We start from the raw sequence: 16,132 nt of genomic DNA on the forward strand, positions 1-16,132 counted from the left end.
TCGGGGTGCCACCCCCCCCCCCCCCCCCCCTCGCGGGGCCCCAAACACTACTCAAATCAAACCCCCCCCCCCCCGGCCCCGCCCGGGGGGGGGGGGGGGGGGGGGGGGCCCCCCCCCCCCCCCGACCCGCACAAAAACCTACCGACTGATTGGTAGTAGGGCGATGAGCGGGTTATCCTGCCGACTGACAGGGAGTTCTGACCGAAAGGGTCCCCATGCCAGACCGCGTCCTCGCCCGGCTCACCCTCGCCGAACGTGCCTCGCTCACCTCGGGCCAGTCGCTCTGGCTGACCCAGGCGATCGACCGCGCCGGTGTGCCCTCGATCACCCTGAGCGACGGCCCGCACGGCGTGCGCCGCCAGCCCGCCGGGGGCGACCACCTGGGCGTCGAGCACAGCCTGCCGGCCACCTGCTTCCCGCCCGCGGTCGCGCTCGGCTCCTCCTGGGACGCCGATCTCGTCCGCCGCGTGGGCGAGGCGCTCGGCCGCGAGGCCAGGGCCATGGACGTGCAGGTGTTACTCGGGCCGGGGGTGAACATCAAGCGTTCGCCGCTGTGCGGGCGCAACTTCGAGTACTTCTCGGAGGACCCGCACCTGTCCGGAGTGCTCGGCGCCGCGCTCGTCTCGGGCGTCCAGTCCCAGGGCGTCGGCGCCTGCGTCAAGCACTTCGCCGCCAACAACCAGGAGACCGACCGGCTGCGGATCAGCGCCGAGATCGACGAGCGGACCCTGCACGAGATCTACCTCCCCGCCTTCCACCACGTGGTGACCACGGCCCGGCCATGGCTGGTGATGAGCGCCTACAACCGGCTGAACGGCGTCTACGCCTCCGAGCACCCGTGGCTGCTGACCGAGCTGCTGCGCGAGCAGTGGGGCTTCCGCGGCGTGGTCGTCTCCGACTGGGGCGCGGTCGACGACCGGGTGGCGGCGTTGCGCGCCGGGCTCGACCTGGAGATGCCGAGCTCCGGCGGCGGCACCGACGCCTCGCTGGTGGCCGCGGTCGAGTCCGGCCGGCTGGACCCCGAGGTGCTCGACGTCGCCGCCGGCCGCGTGCTGGACCTGGTGGAACGCGCCACCCGCCACGCCGCCGAGCCGGCCCCCACCGGCTGGGACGCCGGCGGCCACCACCGGCTGGCCCGCGAGGCCGCCGCGCAGTGCGCGGTGCTGCTGAAGAACGACGGCGTCCTGCCGCTGCGGCCCGCCGATCGGGTCGCGATCGTGGGCGAGTTCGCCCGGACCCCGCGCTACCAGGGGGCGGGCAGCTCGCACATCGTGCCCACCCGGCTGGACGACCTGCTCACCGAGATGCGCGCGCTGGCCGGGCGGGAGCCGGCGTTCGCCCCCGGCTACCGGCCGGCCGAGACCGGGCGCTGCCCGGAACTGGAGGAGGAGGCCGTCCGGGTCGCGGGCGGGGCGGAGGTGACCGTGGTGTGCCTGGGCCTGCCGGCCGCCGACGAGTCGGAGGGCTACGACCGCACCCACCTGGAGCTGCCGGCCAACCAGCTCGCCCTCCTGGAGCGGGTGGCCGCGACCGGGACCCGCGTCGTGGTCGTGCTGTCCAACGGCGGCGTGGTACGGCTGGCGGGCTGGGACCACCTGGCCGCCGCCGTCCTGGAGGGGTGGCTGCTCGGCCAGGCCGGCGGCGGCGCGCTCGCCGACCTGCTCTACGGCGTGGCCAACCCCTGCGGCCGGCTGGCCGAGACGATCCCGCTCCGGCTGGAGGACACCCCCTCCTACCTGACCTTCCCCGGCGAGCTCGGCGCCGTGCGCTACGGCGAGGGCGTCTTCGTCGGCTACCGGCACCACGACGCCGTGGGCGGCCAGGTCGGCTACCCCTTCGGCCACGGCCTGTCCTACACCCGCTTCGGCTACGCCGACCTTGAGCTCGACCAGCAGGGCACCGAGGAGGACCTGGTGGTGCGGGTCTCGGCCCGGATCACCAACCTCGGCGAGCGGACCGGCCGCGAGGTCGTCCAGGTCTACGTCGGCGCGCCCAGCACCCAGGTGCGCCGCCCCGAGCGAGAGCTGCGGGCCTTCGGCAAGGTGGAGCTGGCACCGGGCGAGAGCGCCGTCGTGCGCTTCACCCTCACCGCCCGCGACTTCTCCTTCTACCACCCGCTGCGCCGGCGCTGGACGCTGGAGCCAGGCACCGCCGTGGTGCACGTCGGGGCCTCCTCCCGCGACCTGCGCCTCAGCGGCGAGGTGACGTTGACCGCCGAACCGCCCCGCGTGGTGCTGACGCCGGAGTCCCCGCTGGCCGACTGGGCCGCGGTGCCCGGCGGGCTGGAGGTGCTGCGCCGCGAGATGCGGCCGCCGGCCGAGACCGGCCAGCCGCACTCCCGCTTCCTCAGCGACTCCGGCCTGCGCATGGCCGGCTCGGTGCCGCTGCGCCGGCTGGCCCGCTTCCCCGGCGCCTACCTCGACCCCGACAAGCTGGAGCGGCTGGCCGCCGAGGTCAACGCGTTGCTCAGCCGGTGATGGAGTCGAGGTAGGACTCGAGCGCGGCCAGCAGGTCGAAGTCCGGCTCGATGAGCCACTGGATCTGCAGGCCGTCCAGCACCGCGACCAGCGCGGGGCCGGCGACCGGGCGGGTGACCTCGCCGGCCTCCCGCGCCTTGGTCACGGCCTCGTCGAACAGCTCCCGGCTGGTGCGGTAGCGCTTGACGAAGAAGTCGTGGGCCGGGTGCGCGGGGTCGGTGGCCTCGGCCGAGAGCGTGGTGAACAGCCGCATCACCCCCGGCTCGGCCATGTTGCGCACCATCAGCTCGCGCAACGCCAGGCGGAAGCTGCCCAACTCCTCCCAGGTGGCGTAGAACCACGGCACGTCGACGTCGGTGCGGTGCTGGAGGACCTCGGCCAGCAGGTCCTCCTTGGTCGGGAAGTAGTGCAGGACCCCGGCCAGCGTCAGCTCGACCTCGGCCGCCACGTCCCGCATCGACGCGCCGCGGTACCCGCGGACGCTGAACAGCTCCCGGGCCGCGCGCAGGATCTGCTCGCGGCGGGCGATGCCGATGGCGTACGGCTTTCGCGAAGGCATGCGATCACCCTAACAACCCACCGATCAGTCGGTGGCTTTGTCCACCCGAACCGAGACCGGAACCGAGACCGGAGCCGGAAGGCCGGCCGGGACCCGGAACCGTCCACCGGTGCCGCCCTGACCCCACCTCGAACGGCTCGGCACCCGGCAGGTGCACCAGCGCGCTGGTGTTCGGCGGCACCACGGCCGTCACCTCCAGCCCACCGTCCAGCTCACCGGCCTGCTCGCCGTCCAGCCGCCAGGCCGCCTCGGCCGGGCCGTACGGCGTGCGGAGCGCGGCCCGCGCCCGGGTGAGCCCGCCACCGGGCCGGGGCCGGATCAGGAGCCTGCGGTAGCCGGGCGCGGCGGGCGCCAGCCCGGCCACGCAGCGGTGCAGCCAGTCGGCGACCGCCCCGAGCGCGTAGTGGTTGAAGGAGGTCATCTCGCCCAGGTTGACCGTCCCGTCGGGCCGCAGGCTGTCCCAGCGTTCCCAGATCGTGGTGCCCCCCATGGTCACCGCGTACAGCCACGAGGGGCACTCGCGCTGCAGCAGCAGCCGGTAGGCGGTCGCCACCTGCCCGGCCTCGGTCAGCGCGTCGCACACCAGCGGGGTGCCGAGGAAGCCGGTGGCGATGCGGTGGCCGCCCTCGGCGATCACCTCGGCCAGCCGCCGGCCGGCGAACTCGCGCTGGCCGGGTTCCGGCAGGAGGCCGAAGGTGAGGGCGAGCGCGTACCCGGTGGCCGAGTCGCCGAGCACGGTGCCCTCCGGCCGGACGTAGGCGGCGGCGAACGCCTCGCCGACCGCGGCGGCCAGGGCCTGGTAGCGCTCGCGTTCGGCGTCGCGGCCCAGGACCTCGGCGGCCCGGGCGAGCACCCCGGCCGAGTGGGCGAGGTAGGCCGTGGCGACGACCTCCTTCGGGGTGCGCCCGGCGCCCGGCCGGTCGGGCGGGGCGGCCGGGTCCAGCCAGTCCCCGAACTGGTAACCCTCGGTCCACAGCCGCGACGGCCCGGCCAGCTCGGCGACGTGGTCGACGTAGCGGCACATCGCGGGGAAGCACCGCTCCAGCAGGCCGGCGTCGCCGTAGCGCCGGTAGAGCGTCCAGGGGACCAGCACGATGGCGTCGCCCCACCCGGCGGCGGCGAAGGCCGAGCGTTCGCCCAGCACGTTCGGCACCGCCACCGGGACCGCGCCGGAGGGCGCCTGCTCGGCGGCCACGTCGGCCAGCCACGACTCCAGCAGGCCCGCGCAGTCGTACAGGAAGGCCGCGGTCGGGGCGAAGACCTGGAGGTCGCCGGTCCAGCCGAGGCGCTCGTCGCGTTGCGGGCAGTCGGTCGGCAGGTCGAGGAAGTTGCCGCGCATGCTCCACACGGCGTTCTCGTGCAGCCGCTCGACCAGCGGGTCGGAGCACTCGAAGCGGCCGGTGCGCGGCATGTCGGTGTGGCAGACGACGGCTCTCACCAGGCCGGGGTCGGCGGGTCCTTCGACGCTGGCGTAGCGGAAGCCGTGGAAGGTGAAGCGCGGTTCCCAGACCTCGGGGCCGCCACCGCGCAGGACGTAGACGTCGGTGGCGGCGGCGGTGCGCAGCAGCCGGGTGGCCGGCTCGCCTTCCTCCAGCACCTCCGCGTGGCGCAGCACGACGCGCTCGCCCGCCGCGCCCTCGGCGGTGATGCGCAGCCGGCCGACGAGGTTCTGGCCGAAGTCGAGCACGGTCCGGCCGGAGGGCGAGGTCAGCACCTCGACCGGGGCCAGTTCCCCGGTGCGGCGCACCGGCGGGCCGGTGGGCGCGACGAGGGTGGCGAGGTCGTGCTCCACCACCTCGACCGGCCGCCAGGTCGCGGGGTCGGGCGGCGGCGCCGGGGACGACCAGCCGGGCACCTCCAGGCGGGCGTCGTGGGTCTCGCCGTCGTAGATGCTCGCGGCGATGAGCGGCCCGGCGGCGCATCTCCAGCCGGGGCCGGTGCCGAAGGTCCGGGTGCCGCCGTCGGCGAAGGTGAGCTCCAGTTGGGCCAGCAGGGCGAGCCGGTCGCCGTAGATGCCGGTGGCCCCGCCCTCGAACCCGAGCCGGCCGCGGTACCAGCCGTCGGCGAGGACCGCGCCCAGGGTGTTAGGGCCGGGCCGGATCAGGCCGGTGACGTCGAAGGTCTGGTAGCGCAGGCGGTGATGGTAGCTGGTCCAGCCGGGGGCCAGGACGTGGTCGCCGACCCGGACGCCGTTGAGCTCGGCCTCGTAGACGCCCAGGGCGGTGACGTGCAGCCGGGCGGCGGTGACGGCCTGCCGTACGGTGAAGTCGCCGCGCAGGAGGTGCTCGTCGGCGGGCGGGGAGACGAAGCGCGCCGACCAGTCGGCGGGGTGCAGGAGCCCGGCCTCGAAGGCGGCGGGCGGGCTCCAGCCCGACCAGTCGCCCTCGGCCGAGCGCACCCGCACCCGGACCTGGACGCGCTGGCGCGAGGTCAGCGGGGCGAAGGGCCACGGGACCAGCACGGATTCGGCCGATTCCGCGGTGAAGCGCTCGGTGCCGGCCTCGATCTCGTAGGCGCTCTGCCGCCAGCCCGGCCGGTCGGTGGCGGTGGTCCAGGACAGCCGCGGGCGGCTCTCGCCGAGCCCGAGCGGGTCGGTGCGGTGCTCGGCGCGGGGTGCAGTGACGTGCACGGCGGGCACCCGGCCTCAGCGGCGGACGGCCGCGGCGACCGCGTCCACCACGAGGGAGCGCCACTCCCGTGCCGACGGCAGCAGCCCGGTGAGCAGATGGGAGCCGTGCACGTGCCCCTCGAACTCGCGGAAGGTGACCGGCACGCCGGCCGCGGCCAGGCGGGCGGCGTAACGCCTGGCGTCACCGGCGACCGGGTCGCACTCGGCCGAGACGATCAGCGCGGGCGGCAGCCCGGTCAGGTCGGGGGCGTGCAGGGGCGAGGCGATCGGGTGCGTGGGGTCCTGGCCGTCGAGGTAGGTGTCGATCACCCACACCAGTTCCGCCTTGGTCAGCACGTGGCCGACGGCGTAGGTCTCCACGGTGGAGGAGGCGCGGGTGAGGTCGAGGGCGGGGATCTCCAGCACCTGGAGCACCGGCATCGGGCCGCCGCGTTCCTTGGCCAGCAGGCACACCGCGGCGCTGAGGTTGCCTCCGGCGCTCTCCCCGCCGACGGCGATGCGCTCGGGGTCGTAGCCGAAGCGGCCGGCCTGCTCGGCCACCCATTCCAGGGCGCGGTAGCAGTCCTCGGCCGGGATCGGGAAGGGGTGCTCGGGGGCGAGGCGGTAGTCCACGTTGACCACCACGACCCCGGCGCCCGCCGCCACCGCGCGGGACCTGCGGTCGGCGTCGTCGAGGGTGCCCATCACCCAGCCGCCGCCGTGCAACTGGACCATCGCGCCGGCGGGCGGGCCGTCCGGGCGGTACACCCGGACGGTGATCTCCCCGTCGGGGCCGCTCACCTTGATCTTCTCCTCGACGATCTCGGCGACCTCGGGCTCCTCCTGGACGTAGTCGGCGTAGGCGGTCTCGCCCGCGGCCTTGCGCGCGGCGTTCAGGCGGCGGCGCCGGACGGCGTCCTGCGGCGCGGGGGGCGCGGCGTGGATCATCGCGACCAGCGGGGCGATCTTCGGGTCGACAGGCATGTGAACTCCAGGGATCGGCGACGTCAACGAAAGCCTACCAATTGATAGGTAGTTTTTGTTAGCCTCGCCGCATCCCGAACCCGAGGAGGTTCCGATGCCGAGCTCTCGCGTGGCCGCCGCCACCCTCGCCCTCGTTCTCACCGCCACCGCCTGCTCCTCCGGCGCCTCCGGCCCGGCCGGCACGGCGGAGCCGACCCTCACCCTGGCCGTCGCGGCCGACGTGTCGACCTGGGACCCCGCCGTGGGCGCCGGCGGCAACTCGCTCGGCTACCTCCAGGCCGTCTACTCCTCGCTGACCACGCTCAACCCCGACTTCTCCGTCTCGCCCGGCCTCGCCACCAGGTGGGCCTACGACGCGGCCAAGACCACCCTGACCCTGACGCTGCGCGAGGGCGTCACCTTCTCCGACGGCACCCCGCTCGACGCCGAGGCGGTGCGCGCCAACCTGCGGCGCGGGCTGGACACGCCCGGCGCGACCCAGTCGGCGCTGGCCGGCATCGCCGGTGTCCAGGCCACCGGGCCCGCCGAGGTCACCATCACCCTGAAGAAGCCCGATCCGGGGCTGCTCTACCAGCTCTCCATGGTGCCGGGCATGATCGCCAGCCCGAAGGCGTTCGCCACGCTCAAGACCCACCCCGTGGGCAGCGGGCCGTACGTCCTGGACCTTACGGCCAGCACCCGCGGCACCTCCTACACCTTCGTGCGCAACCCCCGGTACTCGCTGCCCACGCCCTACGGCTTCGGCAAGGTGGTCATGAAGGCGCTCCCGGACACCAACGCGATGGCCAACGCCGCGCTCAGCGGCCAGGTCGACGCCGGCGGCGTGCCCATGGCCACGCTCCCCCAGGTCGAGGCGGGCGGCCTGGCCCACCGCACGATGCCCGGGCTGATCATGGGCATGTGGATCGTCGACCGCGCAGGCAAGCTCGCGCCCCCGCTGGCCAAGCAGAAGGTACGGCAGGCGATCAACCACGGCCTCGACGCCGAGGGCATCCTCAAGGCCGTCGACAAGGGCCATGGCAGCCGCCGCACCCAGATGTTCGCCGCCGGCACCCCCGCCTACGACGAGACGCTCAACACCCGCTACCCCTACGACCCGGACAAGGCCAAGCGGCTGCTGGCCGAGGCGGGCTACCCGGACGGCTTCGAGCTCACCCTGCCGAGCGAGAACACCTACGTCCCGGCGCTCTACCCGATCGTCGCCCAGCAGCTCGGCCGGATCGGCATCAAGGTGACCTACAAGCCGGTCACCAGCAACCTCATCACCCAGCAGTACCTCGCCGGCACCTACCCGGCGTTCATGTACACCTATACGGCCACCGAGAACTGGCTGGACGCCTCGCTGTTCCTGGCCAAGGGCGGCGTGTTCAACCCCTTCCACACCGAGGACGCCAAGGTCGAGGGGCTGCTGGACGAGATCTCGGTCGCCGACGACGCCGCGCGCGGGCCGCTGCTGCGCGAGCTCAACGCCTACGTGGTGGAGCAGGCGTGGTTCGCCCCGCTGTACGCCTCGCGAAACCTGCTGGTCTGGAAGAAGGACAAGGTCAAGGTGGAGGCCGCGGCCGACCAGCTCTTCGTCTTCCTGCGCGACTACCGGCCGGTGAGCTCGTCATGATCAAGCAGTTGTCCCGGCGGCTGCTCGGCGCGGCCGTGCTGCTGCTGGCGATCACCGCGATCACCTCGCTGCTCACCGCCCTGGTGCCCGATCCCACGCACAACCTGCTCGGCCCGACCGCGACCGCCGAGCAGATCCTCGCCAAGCAGCACGAGCTGGGACTCGACCGGCCGGCGGGCGAGCGCTACCTGGGCTGGCTGGCCGGCGCGGTCCGCGGCGACCTGGGCGTGTCGTGGTTCACCGGGCTGCCGGTGGCCGAGACGATCGCCGCGCGGCTGCCGGTGACCGCCTCGCTCGCGGTGGCCGCCACGCTGGTCTCGGCCGTGCTCGGCATCGCCTTCGGCCTGGCGGCGGCGGTCCGGCGCGGCGCGCTGGACCGCCTGCTGCAGGCCGTGGCGGTGCTCGGCTTCGCCGTGCCCGGCCTGTGGGTGGCCCTGCTGCTGATCATCGTCTTCGCGGTGCAACTGCGCTGGCTGCCCGCCACGGGGTACGTGGCCTTCGCCGAGAGCCCGGCGGGCTGGGCGCGCTCGCTGGTCCTGCCGGTCGCGGCGATCGCCGCCGGATCGGTGGCGGCGGTGGCGGCGCAGACCCGCAACGCGGTGGCGGCCGTGCTCGCCCGGGACTACGTCAGGACGCTGCGCGGGCGCGGGCTGCCCCGGTGGCGGCTGCTGCTGCGGCACGTGCTGCGCAACGCCGCCCCGACCGCGCTGACCGTGGTGAGCCTGCAGTTCATCGGCCTGCTCGGCGGGGCGGTCGTGGTGGAGCAGATCTTCGCCGTCAACGGCCTGGGCAGCCTGGCCGCCGCCTCCGCCAGCCGCGCCGACATCCCGGTCGTGCTCGGCGTGGTCGTCGTCGGGGTGCTGATCGTGCTGACCGTCAACCTGATCGTGGACCTGCTGGTGAGCTGGCTCGACCCCAAGGTGCGCACCCGATGAGGACAGCTCTGCTGCGGCCGGCTGCGCTCCTGCCCGCCGCCTTCCTGCTGCTCGTGGCCGTCGCCGCGGTCGCCGGCCCCTGGCTGGCGCCGTACGGGGCCGATCATGTGGACCTGACCGCCGCGCTCGCCGGGCCGGGCGGCGCCCACCCGCTCGGCGGCGACGGCTCCGGCCGCGACGTGCTCAGCCGGCTGCTGCACGGCACCGGCGCCACGGTCGCCGGGGCGCTGCTGGCCACCGCGGTCGCGCTGCTCCTGGGCGTGACGGCCGGCACGCTGGCCGGATACTTCGGCCGCTGGGCCGACGCCGTGGCGAGCTGGGTGTTCAACCTGCTCATGGCATTGCCGGCGTTCATCGTCGTGCTGGCCTTCGTCGCGGTCCGCGGGCCCGGGCTGGTCGGCACCATGGCCTTCGTCGGCTTCCTGTCCTCGCCGTCGATCTACCGGCTGGTCCGCACCGCGACCCAGCGCGTGCGCGGCGAGTTCTACATCGACGCCGCCCGCGTCTGCGGCCTGTCCGACCCGCGCATCGTCGGCCGGCACGTGCTCCCGGTGGTCCGCTCGGCGATCCTCGTGCAGGCGCCGCTGCTGTTCGGCGCCGCGCTGCTCATCCAGGCGGGCATCGACTTCCTCGGGCTGGGCGAGCCCGGCGCGGCGAGCTGGGGCTCCATGCTCAACGACGCGGCGGCCAACGTCTTCCGCGCGCCCTGGCTGTCGCTCTGGCCCGGGCTGGCCATCGCCGGCACGGTCCTGGCCGTCACCCTGCTCGGCAACGCGCTCGGCGACTCCCCCGCCGGCGCCTCGGCCGATGCCCCGGCCCGGCGGCCCGCCGTCCGAACCGCTGCTCCCCGGCCCGGGTCCGTCGCGCCGCCCGAGGACGCGCTGCTGGCCATCGGCCAGCTGACCGTCACCCACCGCGCCCCCGGCGGCGAGGTCACCGTCGTGGACGGCGTCGATCTCCACGTACGGCCCGGCGAGGTGGTCGGCCTGGTGGGCGAGTCCGGATCGGGCAAGACCCAGACCGTGCTGGCCGCCCTGGGCCTGCTGCCGCCCAGCGGCCGGATCGCCGCCGGCGAGGTGCGCTTCGGCGGCACGGACCTGGCGGCCCTGGACGAGCGGGGCCTCACCCGGGTCCGCGGCGCGCGCATCGGCTACGTCTCCCAGGAGCCGATGTCCAACCTCGACCCGAGCTTCCGCATCGGCAGCCAGCTCACCGAGCCGCTGCGGGTGCACCTCGGGCTGTCGCGGCGGGCGGCCCGGCGGCGGGCCCTGGAACTGCTGGCCCGGGTGGGCGTCGCCGACCCGGAACGCATCTGCCGCGCCTACCCGCACGAGATCTCCGGCGGCACCGCCCAGCGGGTGCTCATCGCCGGAGCCATCTCGTGCGACCCCGAGCTGCTGGTGGCCGACGAGCCGACGACCGCGCTCGACGTGACCGTGCAGGCCGAGGTGCTCGACCTGCTGCGCTCGCTGCAGCAGGAGCGGCGGATGGCCGTGCTGCTGGTCACGCACGACCTGGGGGTGGTGGCGGACATGTGCGACCGGGTGGCGGTGATGCGGGGCGGGCGCGTGATCGAGGAGGCCGGGACGCGCGAGCTGTTCGCCCGGCCTGCTCAGCCGTACACGCGGGCGTTGCTGGCGGCCAACCCGCACCACGCCGAGCCGCGCGAGCGGGAGGCCGTGCCGAGGCCGCCGCTGCTGGAGATCGACCGGCTGCGGGTGTCCTACCCCGGGCGGGGGCTGGGCCGGCCGCCGCTGCCGGTGCTCAGGGGCGTCAGCCTCACCGTCGCCGCGGGCGAGACGCTCGGCCTGGTCGGCGAGTCCGGCTCGGGCAAGACGACGCTCGGCCGCGCGGTGCTCGGCCTCGCGCCGGTCTCCGGCGGCGGCATCCGGTACGGCGGGCATCCCCTGCCCGGCCGCCGCGAGCGGGCCCGGCTCATCCAGGCGGTCTTCCAGGACCCCTACAGTTCCCTCAACCCGGCCATGAGCATCGCCGACATCCTCGCCGAACCGCTGCTCACCCAGGGCGGGCTCGGACCGGCCGAGGCGTCGGCCCGGGTCGCCGCGCTCCTGGACCGCGTCGGCCTGCCCGCCGGCACCGGCGCCCGGCACGCCCGCGAGCTGTCCGGCGGCCAGCGCCAGCGGGTGGCCATCGCGCGCGCCCTCGCGCCAGGACCGCGCCTGATCATCTGCGACGAGCCCGTGTCCGCGCTCGACGTCTCCACCCAGGCGCAGGTGCTCGCCCTGCTCGCGGAGATCCAGCGCGACAGCGGGGTGAGCTACCTGTTCATCTCGCACGACCTGGCCGTGGTGCGCTCCCTCTGCGACCGGGTGGCGGTGATGGCCGGCGGCGTCCTCGTCGAGACCGGTCCCGCCGCCGAGGTCACCTCGGCCCCGCGCGATCCGTACACCCGCCGGTTGCTGCTGTCGGCTCTGGTCCCCGACCCTGAGGAGCAGGCGCGCCGCCGGGCCGTCCGGCTGAGCATGGGTCCGGGCCGGGATTCAACACTTTCGCGGGCGGCCGCGTCTAGGGAGGGGCAGACCGAGGAAAGGTGACAGGTCATTGGACGACGACTCCCGTTTCGCGGACTTCGTCGCCGAGCGGGCGGACGCGCTGTTGCGGTACGGGTACGTGCTCAGCGGCAACGCCCACGACGCGGCCGATCTGACGCAGGAGGCCCTGGTCAGGCTGCACCGGGCGTGGTCGCGGGTACGGCACAAGGGCGACCCGGAGAGCTACACCCGGGTGATCATGGCCAGGCTGCACGTGAGCGTCTGGCGGCTCCGGCGGCGCGAGCGGCTGGAATGGGAGCTCCCTGAACAACCGCACGTGGACGTGCTGCCCTCCGACGTGGAGCGGCGGCTGTGGCACGCGCTCGAGGACCTGCCCAGGAAGCAGCGGCCGGTGCTGGTGCTCCGGTACTACGAGGAGTTGCCCGACGCGGAGATCGCCCGGGTGCTGGGCGTCTCGCGCGGGACGGTGCGCAGCCATGCCTCGCTGGGCCTGAGCAAGCTCCGGCTCACCGTGGCCGACCTCATGACGAGCAACGGGAGCGCAGGATGACCGGGAAGTGGGAAGACGACCTCCGCGACGCCCTCGTCCACGCCGCCGAGGCCGCCCCGCGGGCGCCGCGGGAGCTGCCGGCGCTCGTCGCGTCCCGGTCCAGGCGGCGCAGGGCGCGGAGGCAGGCCCTGCTCGCGGCGGCCATGGTGGCCGTGATCGCGGGCGGGGTGGCGGTCGCGGTCCGGGAGAGCGCCGGCCCGGCCGTGGAGCACGCGGTGCAACCGGCCCGGCCCGAGGAGAGCCGGTCGGCGACCGACGAGACGTCGCGGTCGGTCCCGCGCCGGCCCGTGATCACGGCCGCGGACCCGGTCGGCGAGGTCTGGCCGGGCGCGGTGTGGAAGATCCCGGCCAAGCTGCCCGGCGGGCAGAAGCTGCGGCCCCTGCTCTTCCTCGACGACCGCACCCTGCTGGCACAGACGTGGGAGAGCTTCGAGAAGGCCGACGCCATCCACGCCTACGACCTGGAGACCGGCGACAGCCGGAAGATCGCCGACATCCGCACCCCGAAGGGTGTCCACGCCTCGGAGTTCGCCGTGGGCTCGGGGCGGATCGTCTGGCAGACGATCAAGGTGGCCGGGCGGCGCGGCACCTCGGAGTTCTGGTCGGTGCCGGTCACCGGCGGCACACCGGAGGCGATCGCCACCGGCCGCCCCGTCAAGGGTCGCGGCGACGCCCTCGCCGTGGTGGGCGACCGGCTGGTCTTCTCGCTGCTGGAGGGCGGCGTCCACACCGTGCCGCTGGCGGGCGGCGAGGTGAGCGCGGTCGCCGGAGCCGAAGGCCACCACCTGCTGAGCTGGCCGTGGGTCGGGACGCCCGGCGAGTACACCCCGGACAACGAGCCGAGCTTCGCGAAGCTGCGCAACGCCGAGACCGGCGAGACGAGCGAGGCGGTCGTCCACCCGGGTGAGAAGTTCGTCCGGTGCGGCGTGCTGACCTGCACCGGCGTGCGGCCGGACCAGACGCCGTTCCAGCGGCGGCGTGACGGGTCCGGGGAGCGCGTGCTGCCCGAGGAGGCGCCGCACGGCCTCGCCGCCGACCGGTTCATGACCGTCCATCTGCCGAAGGGCGGTCAGGTCCTGCACGACCTGGTCACCGGGAGGTCGGGCGATCTGGGACTGCGGCCCGACAAGCTCGGCCGGTCGGTCAGCGTCCAGCCCGCGCTGGGTGACGGCAGGCTGGTGCAGTACCCGCTGGGGAAGGAACTCGTGGTCATCGACCTGGCCAGGATCGAGTGACCCTGCTGGAGCCGATTCCGCCGGACGGAACATCGCCGGTTCCGTGAGGCGGAACTCGGCATTGGGCTGCGGCCGCACCAGCCGCCACGCTAAGCCGCAGCCCAGCACCCCCAGCCAGAAAGGTCGCGATGCGCCACCTTCTCCGCAACGCCCTGGTCACCTCAGGCGCGCTCGGCCTCCTGCTCACCTCCGGCACCGCTGTCTCCGGCGCCGCCGTACGGACCGACGGGAGCGACGAGAACATCCCGTCGGTCTGCGGCGACCGCCGCCCGGACGACCCCGGTCCCGGCACGTACGGCATGCAGCTCGACGGCAGCTTCCGCCACCCCGACCTCACCCCCGCCGGCGAGGAGCGCTTCTCCTTCCCCGGCGGCGCCAAGGACCTGTTCCCCAAGACCAAGGGCTACGACCCGGGCTCCTACACGGAGGGCCCGATCAAGGTCGAGGCCGCCTACCGGGGCCCGCAGTTCACCCCCGACTACTTCCACACCTGGCAGAACATCGTCGACTTCGACGGCCGCCGCTACCTCTTCCAGTACGACCGCAGCGCGGGCCGCGTCTACGACGTCACCGACGTGCGCAAGGTCAAGATCGTCGAGAGCCTCAGCCGGGACGACGTCAAGGTCGAGTACGGCGAGAACGTCGAGCTGCACAAGAGCAAGGACTGGGACGCCTACGACTACTGGGGCGCCTCGACCATCCAGTGGAGCCCGTCGCTCAAGGCGTACGTGATGGTGCAGTCGTTCGAGCAGAAGCGCCAGGTCGGCGAGCTCGGCGACAGCGTGGAGCACTCCAAGTTCCACAATGCGGACGGCGTGAAGAAGCTGCGCGAGCAGACGAGCTTCAAGGGCTTCAAGGTCTACCGGCTCGACGGGCCGCGCAAGAAGGACTGGAAGCTGCTGTCCACCGTCACCACGGACGCCAGCTACGCCGACCCGCTGAACGCCGCGCCCGGCGCGCACCAGGGGTCCGGCTCGCTGGACGTGCCGTACTGGACCGGCGGCAAGTACATGTTCATCGCCGCCGCGCCGCTGGACACCTGGAGCAACACCGAGGCGCCGACCTACCTGTACTCGGCGGGCTACCAGGCCTACGACATGTCCGACCCGGCCAAGCCCCGCAAGGTCGGCGAGTGGCACCGGAAGGGGCAGCTCGCCTCGGAGTCGGCCGCCTACGCCAAGAACCCGCGGTGCGGCAACCAGACCTCGTGGATGGGCGCGCGGATGCCGCTGTTCATCCCGAAGCCGGTCGAGGAGGGCGGCAAGTACGCCTTCGCCGCGCTGGGCGGGTTCGGGCTGTCGGTCCTGGACATCTCCAACCCGGCGGACATGAAGGAGATCGCGCACCTCGAACTGCCGATGTCGGTCGGCGGCACCGAGGCCGACAACGTGGACGTCTCGCAGTACGAGAAGACCGGCATGGTCTACGTCTCCGGCTACCCGCTGGGCGAGGACTGCCACGAGCCGTACAAGGACGTCTTCCAGATCGACGCCCGCGACCCGCGCGCTCCGCGCATCGTCGGCGCCCTGCCCAGGCCGAAGCCGGTCGCCGGGGCGAAGTTCGCCGACTACTGCCAGCGGGGCGGCAGCTTCGGGCCCAAGCGGTCGGGCGCCTACACCTCGCCCGGCGACCCCGCGCAGGGGCTGCTGCCGTACGCCTTCTACAACGCGGGCGTGCAGTTCTTCGACACCACCGACCCGCGCAAGCCGAAGATCGCCGCGCAGTTCGTGCCGTCCGGGTTCAGCAAGGACGTGCCGGACTACGCGCTGGGCAACCAGACCCACGCCATCTACGTGGAGTGGGACCGGAAGCTGGTGTGGGTCTTCACCAACGACGGCATCTACGCCGTCTCCAGCAAGAAGCTGCTCGGCGCCCCGACCCTGACCGGGCCGGCCGCGCCGTTCCGCAACAGCGCCCGCTAGGCGGGCCTGCCGGAGGCCGGGCCCGACAGCGGCGCCCGGCCTCCGGATTGCGCGTCACTGCGCGTCCTTCACCTCTTTGACCAGGTTGTCGAGCGTCGCGACCGGGTCGCCGATGAAGCTGGCGGTGCGGTCCTCGCCCTCCTTGACGACGCCGGCCACGGCGACCTGGTCGCCGGACTTGATCGCGTCGAGGTTCTGGTCGCCCATGCCGACCTGTGTCTCGTCGTTCACCACCCAGGTCCAGGAGGTGCCGTCCGCGCTCTCCACGGTGAGCGAGGTGTCGGAGACGCTGTCCACCTTGCCCCACTGGGTGCCGACCTTGACGGTCTTGCCCTCGGTGCCGCGGATGGTGGTCTCGCTGTACAGCGCGCCGACTTCGTTGAGCGCGCCCGGCTGGCCGGTGGACGTGTCCGTGCCGGTGTCCGTGGGACTCGGCGACGGCGACATATCCGTGGCGCCCTCCGAGGGCGCCATATCCGTGGGGCTGGGCGACGGCGACATGATCGATGCGGTGCCGGCCATCGCGGGTGTGGCGAACAGAGTACCCGCGACAGCGCCCACGGTCAGGACGGTGACGAACTTGCTGCTCACGTGATCTCCCACTTTGAGGAAACGGACAAATGACATTCAATGCCACGAACCGTCAGGGCAGTGCGATGGCGGTGTCGGCGTTGGGCAAGGGAACGGCCTGGAAATCGGCTGGTAGGTAAGCCGGGGTTCGGGCGTCTTGCCCG

Annotated in this window: 11 protein-coding genes; 7 read left to right on the forward strand and 4 right to left on the reverse strand. The window is 73.7% G+C overall.

The features are described from left to right. The first annotated feature begins 215 nt into the window (after positions 1–215). Positions 216–2,477 (forward strand): glycoside hydrolase family 3 C-terminal domain-containing protein, encoded by a 2,262-nt coding sequence (locus ACIBG7_RS40970; protein ID WP_397339757.1) that lies wholly within the window; start codon positions 216–218, stop codon positions 2,475–2,477. On the opposite strand, the gene ACIBG7_RS40975 is transcribed toward ACIBG7_RS40970, so the two are convergent. Genes ACIBG7_RS40975 through ACIBG7_RS40985 form a run of 3 tightly spaced genes read right to left on the reverse strand, consistent with a single transcriptional unit; the run spans position 2,467 to position 6,628 of the window. Further along, on the reverse strand, positions 2,467–3,036 hold the full coding sequence (locus ACIBG7_RS40975) for a helix-turn-helix domain-containing protein (RefSeq protein WP_357925037.1): 570 nt from the start codon (positions 3,034–3,036) through the stop codon (positions 2,467–2,469). The two genes, ACIBG7_RS40970 and ACIBG7_RS40975, sit on opposite strands and share 11 nt — an antisense overlap. Positions 3,037–3,040: 4 nt before the next feature. After that, positions 3,041–5,665 carry a family 78 glycoside hydrolase catalytic domain gene (locus ACIBG7_RS40980; RefSeq protein WP_397339758.1) on the reverse strand — a complete coding sequence of 875 codons (2,625 nt, stop codon included), beginning with the start codon at positions 5,663–5,665 and terminating at the stop codon, positions 3,041–3,043. A 15-nt stretch (positions 5,666–5,680) separates the two neighbouring features. After that, positions 5,681–6,628, reverse strand: coding sequence for an alpha/beta hydrolase (locus ACIBG7_RS40985; protein ID WP_397339759.1), 948 nt, complete (start codon positions 6,626–6,628; stop codon positions 5,681–5,683). Between the two features lie 94 nt (positions 6,629–6,722). Between ACIBG7_RS40985 and ACIBG7_RS40990 the strand changes: the two genes are divergently transcribed. The 6 genes from ACIBG7_RS40990 (at position 6,723) to ACIBG7_RS41015 (ending at position 15,398) form a co-directional block, all read left to right on the forward strand. Further along, positions 6,723–8,243 carry an ABC transporter substrate-binding protein gene (locus ACIBG7_RS40990; RefSeq protein WP_397339760.1) on the forward strand — a complete coding sequence of 507 codons (1,521 nt, stop codon included), beginning with the start codon at positions 6,723–6,725 and terminating at the stop codon, positions 8,241–8,243. Beyond that, positions 8,240–9,178 carry an ABC transporter permease gene (locus tag ACIBG7_RS40995; RefSeq protein WP_357925027.1) on the forward strand — a complete coding sequence of 313 codons (939 nt, stop codon included), beginning with the start codon at positions 8,240–8,242 and terminating at the stop codon, positions 9,176–9,178. The genes ACIBG7_RS40990 and ACIBG7_RS40995 overlap by 4 nt, the downstream gene beginning before the upstream one ends. Next, positions 9,175–11,733: a dipeptide ABC transporter ATP-binding protein gene (locus ACIBG7_RS41000; protein ID WP_397339761.1), complete on the forward strand. Its 2,559-nt coding sequence runs from the start codon at positions 9,175–9,177 to the stop codon at positions 11,731–11,733. Before ACIBG7_RS40995 ends, ACIBG7_RS41000 begins: the two co-directional genes overlap by 4 nt. A 7-nt stretch (positions 11,734–11,740) precedes the next feature. After that, a complete protein-coding gene (locus ACIBG7_RS41005) occupies positions 11,741–12,241 on the forward strand; it encodes a SigE family RNA polymerase sigma factor (protein WP_397339762.1) in 501 nt (166 codons plus the stop codon). After that, the gene (locus ACIBG7_RS41010; protein WP_397339763.1) at positions 12,238–13,476 is read left to right on the forward strand and encodes a hypothetical protein; all 1,239 of its coding nucleotides are present in this window, start codon (positions 12,238–12,240) and stop codon (positions 13,474–13,476) included. The genes ACIBG7_RS41005 and ACIBG7_RS41010 overlap by 4 nt, the downstream gene beginning before the upstream one ends. 128 nt (positions 13,477–13,604) lie before the next feature. Then, on the forward strand, positions 13,605–15,398 hold the full coding sequence (locus ACIBG7_RS41015; RefSeq protein WP_397339764.1) for a hypothetical protein: 1,794 nt from the start codon (positions 13,605–13,607) through the stop codon (positions 15,396–15,398). A gap of 54 nt (positions 15,399–15,452) precedes the next feature. Here the strand turns inward: ACIBG7_RS41015 and ACIBG7_RS41020 are convergent, their stop codons facing one another. Beyond that, a complete protein-coding gene (locus ACIBG7_RS41020; protein ID WP_397339765.1) occupies positions 15,453–15,989 on the reverse strand; it encodes a hypothetical protein in 537 nt (178 codons plus the stop codon). Between the last annotated feature and the right edge of the window lie 143 nt (positions 15,990–16,132).

This window comes from Nonomuraea sp. NPDC050328 (genome assembly GCF_044459405.1).
GTDB lineage: Bacteria > Actinomycetota > Actinomycetes > Streptosporangiales > Streptosporangiaceae > Nonomuraea.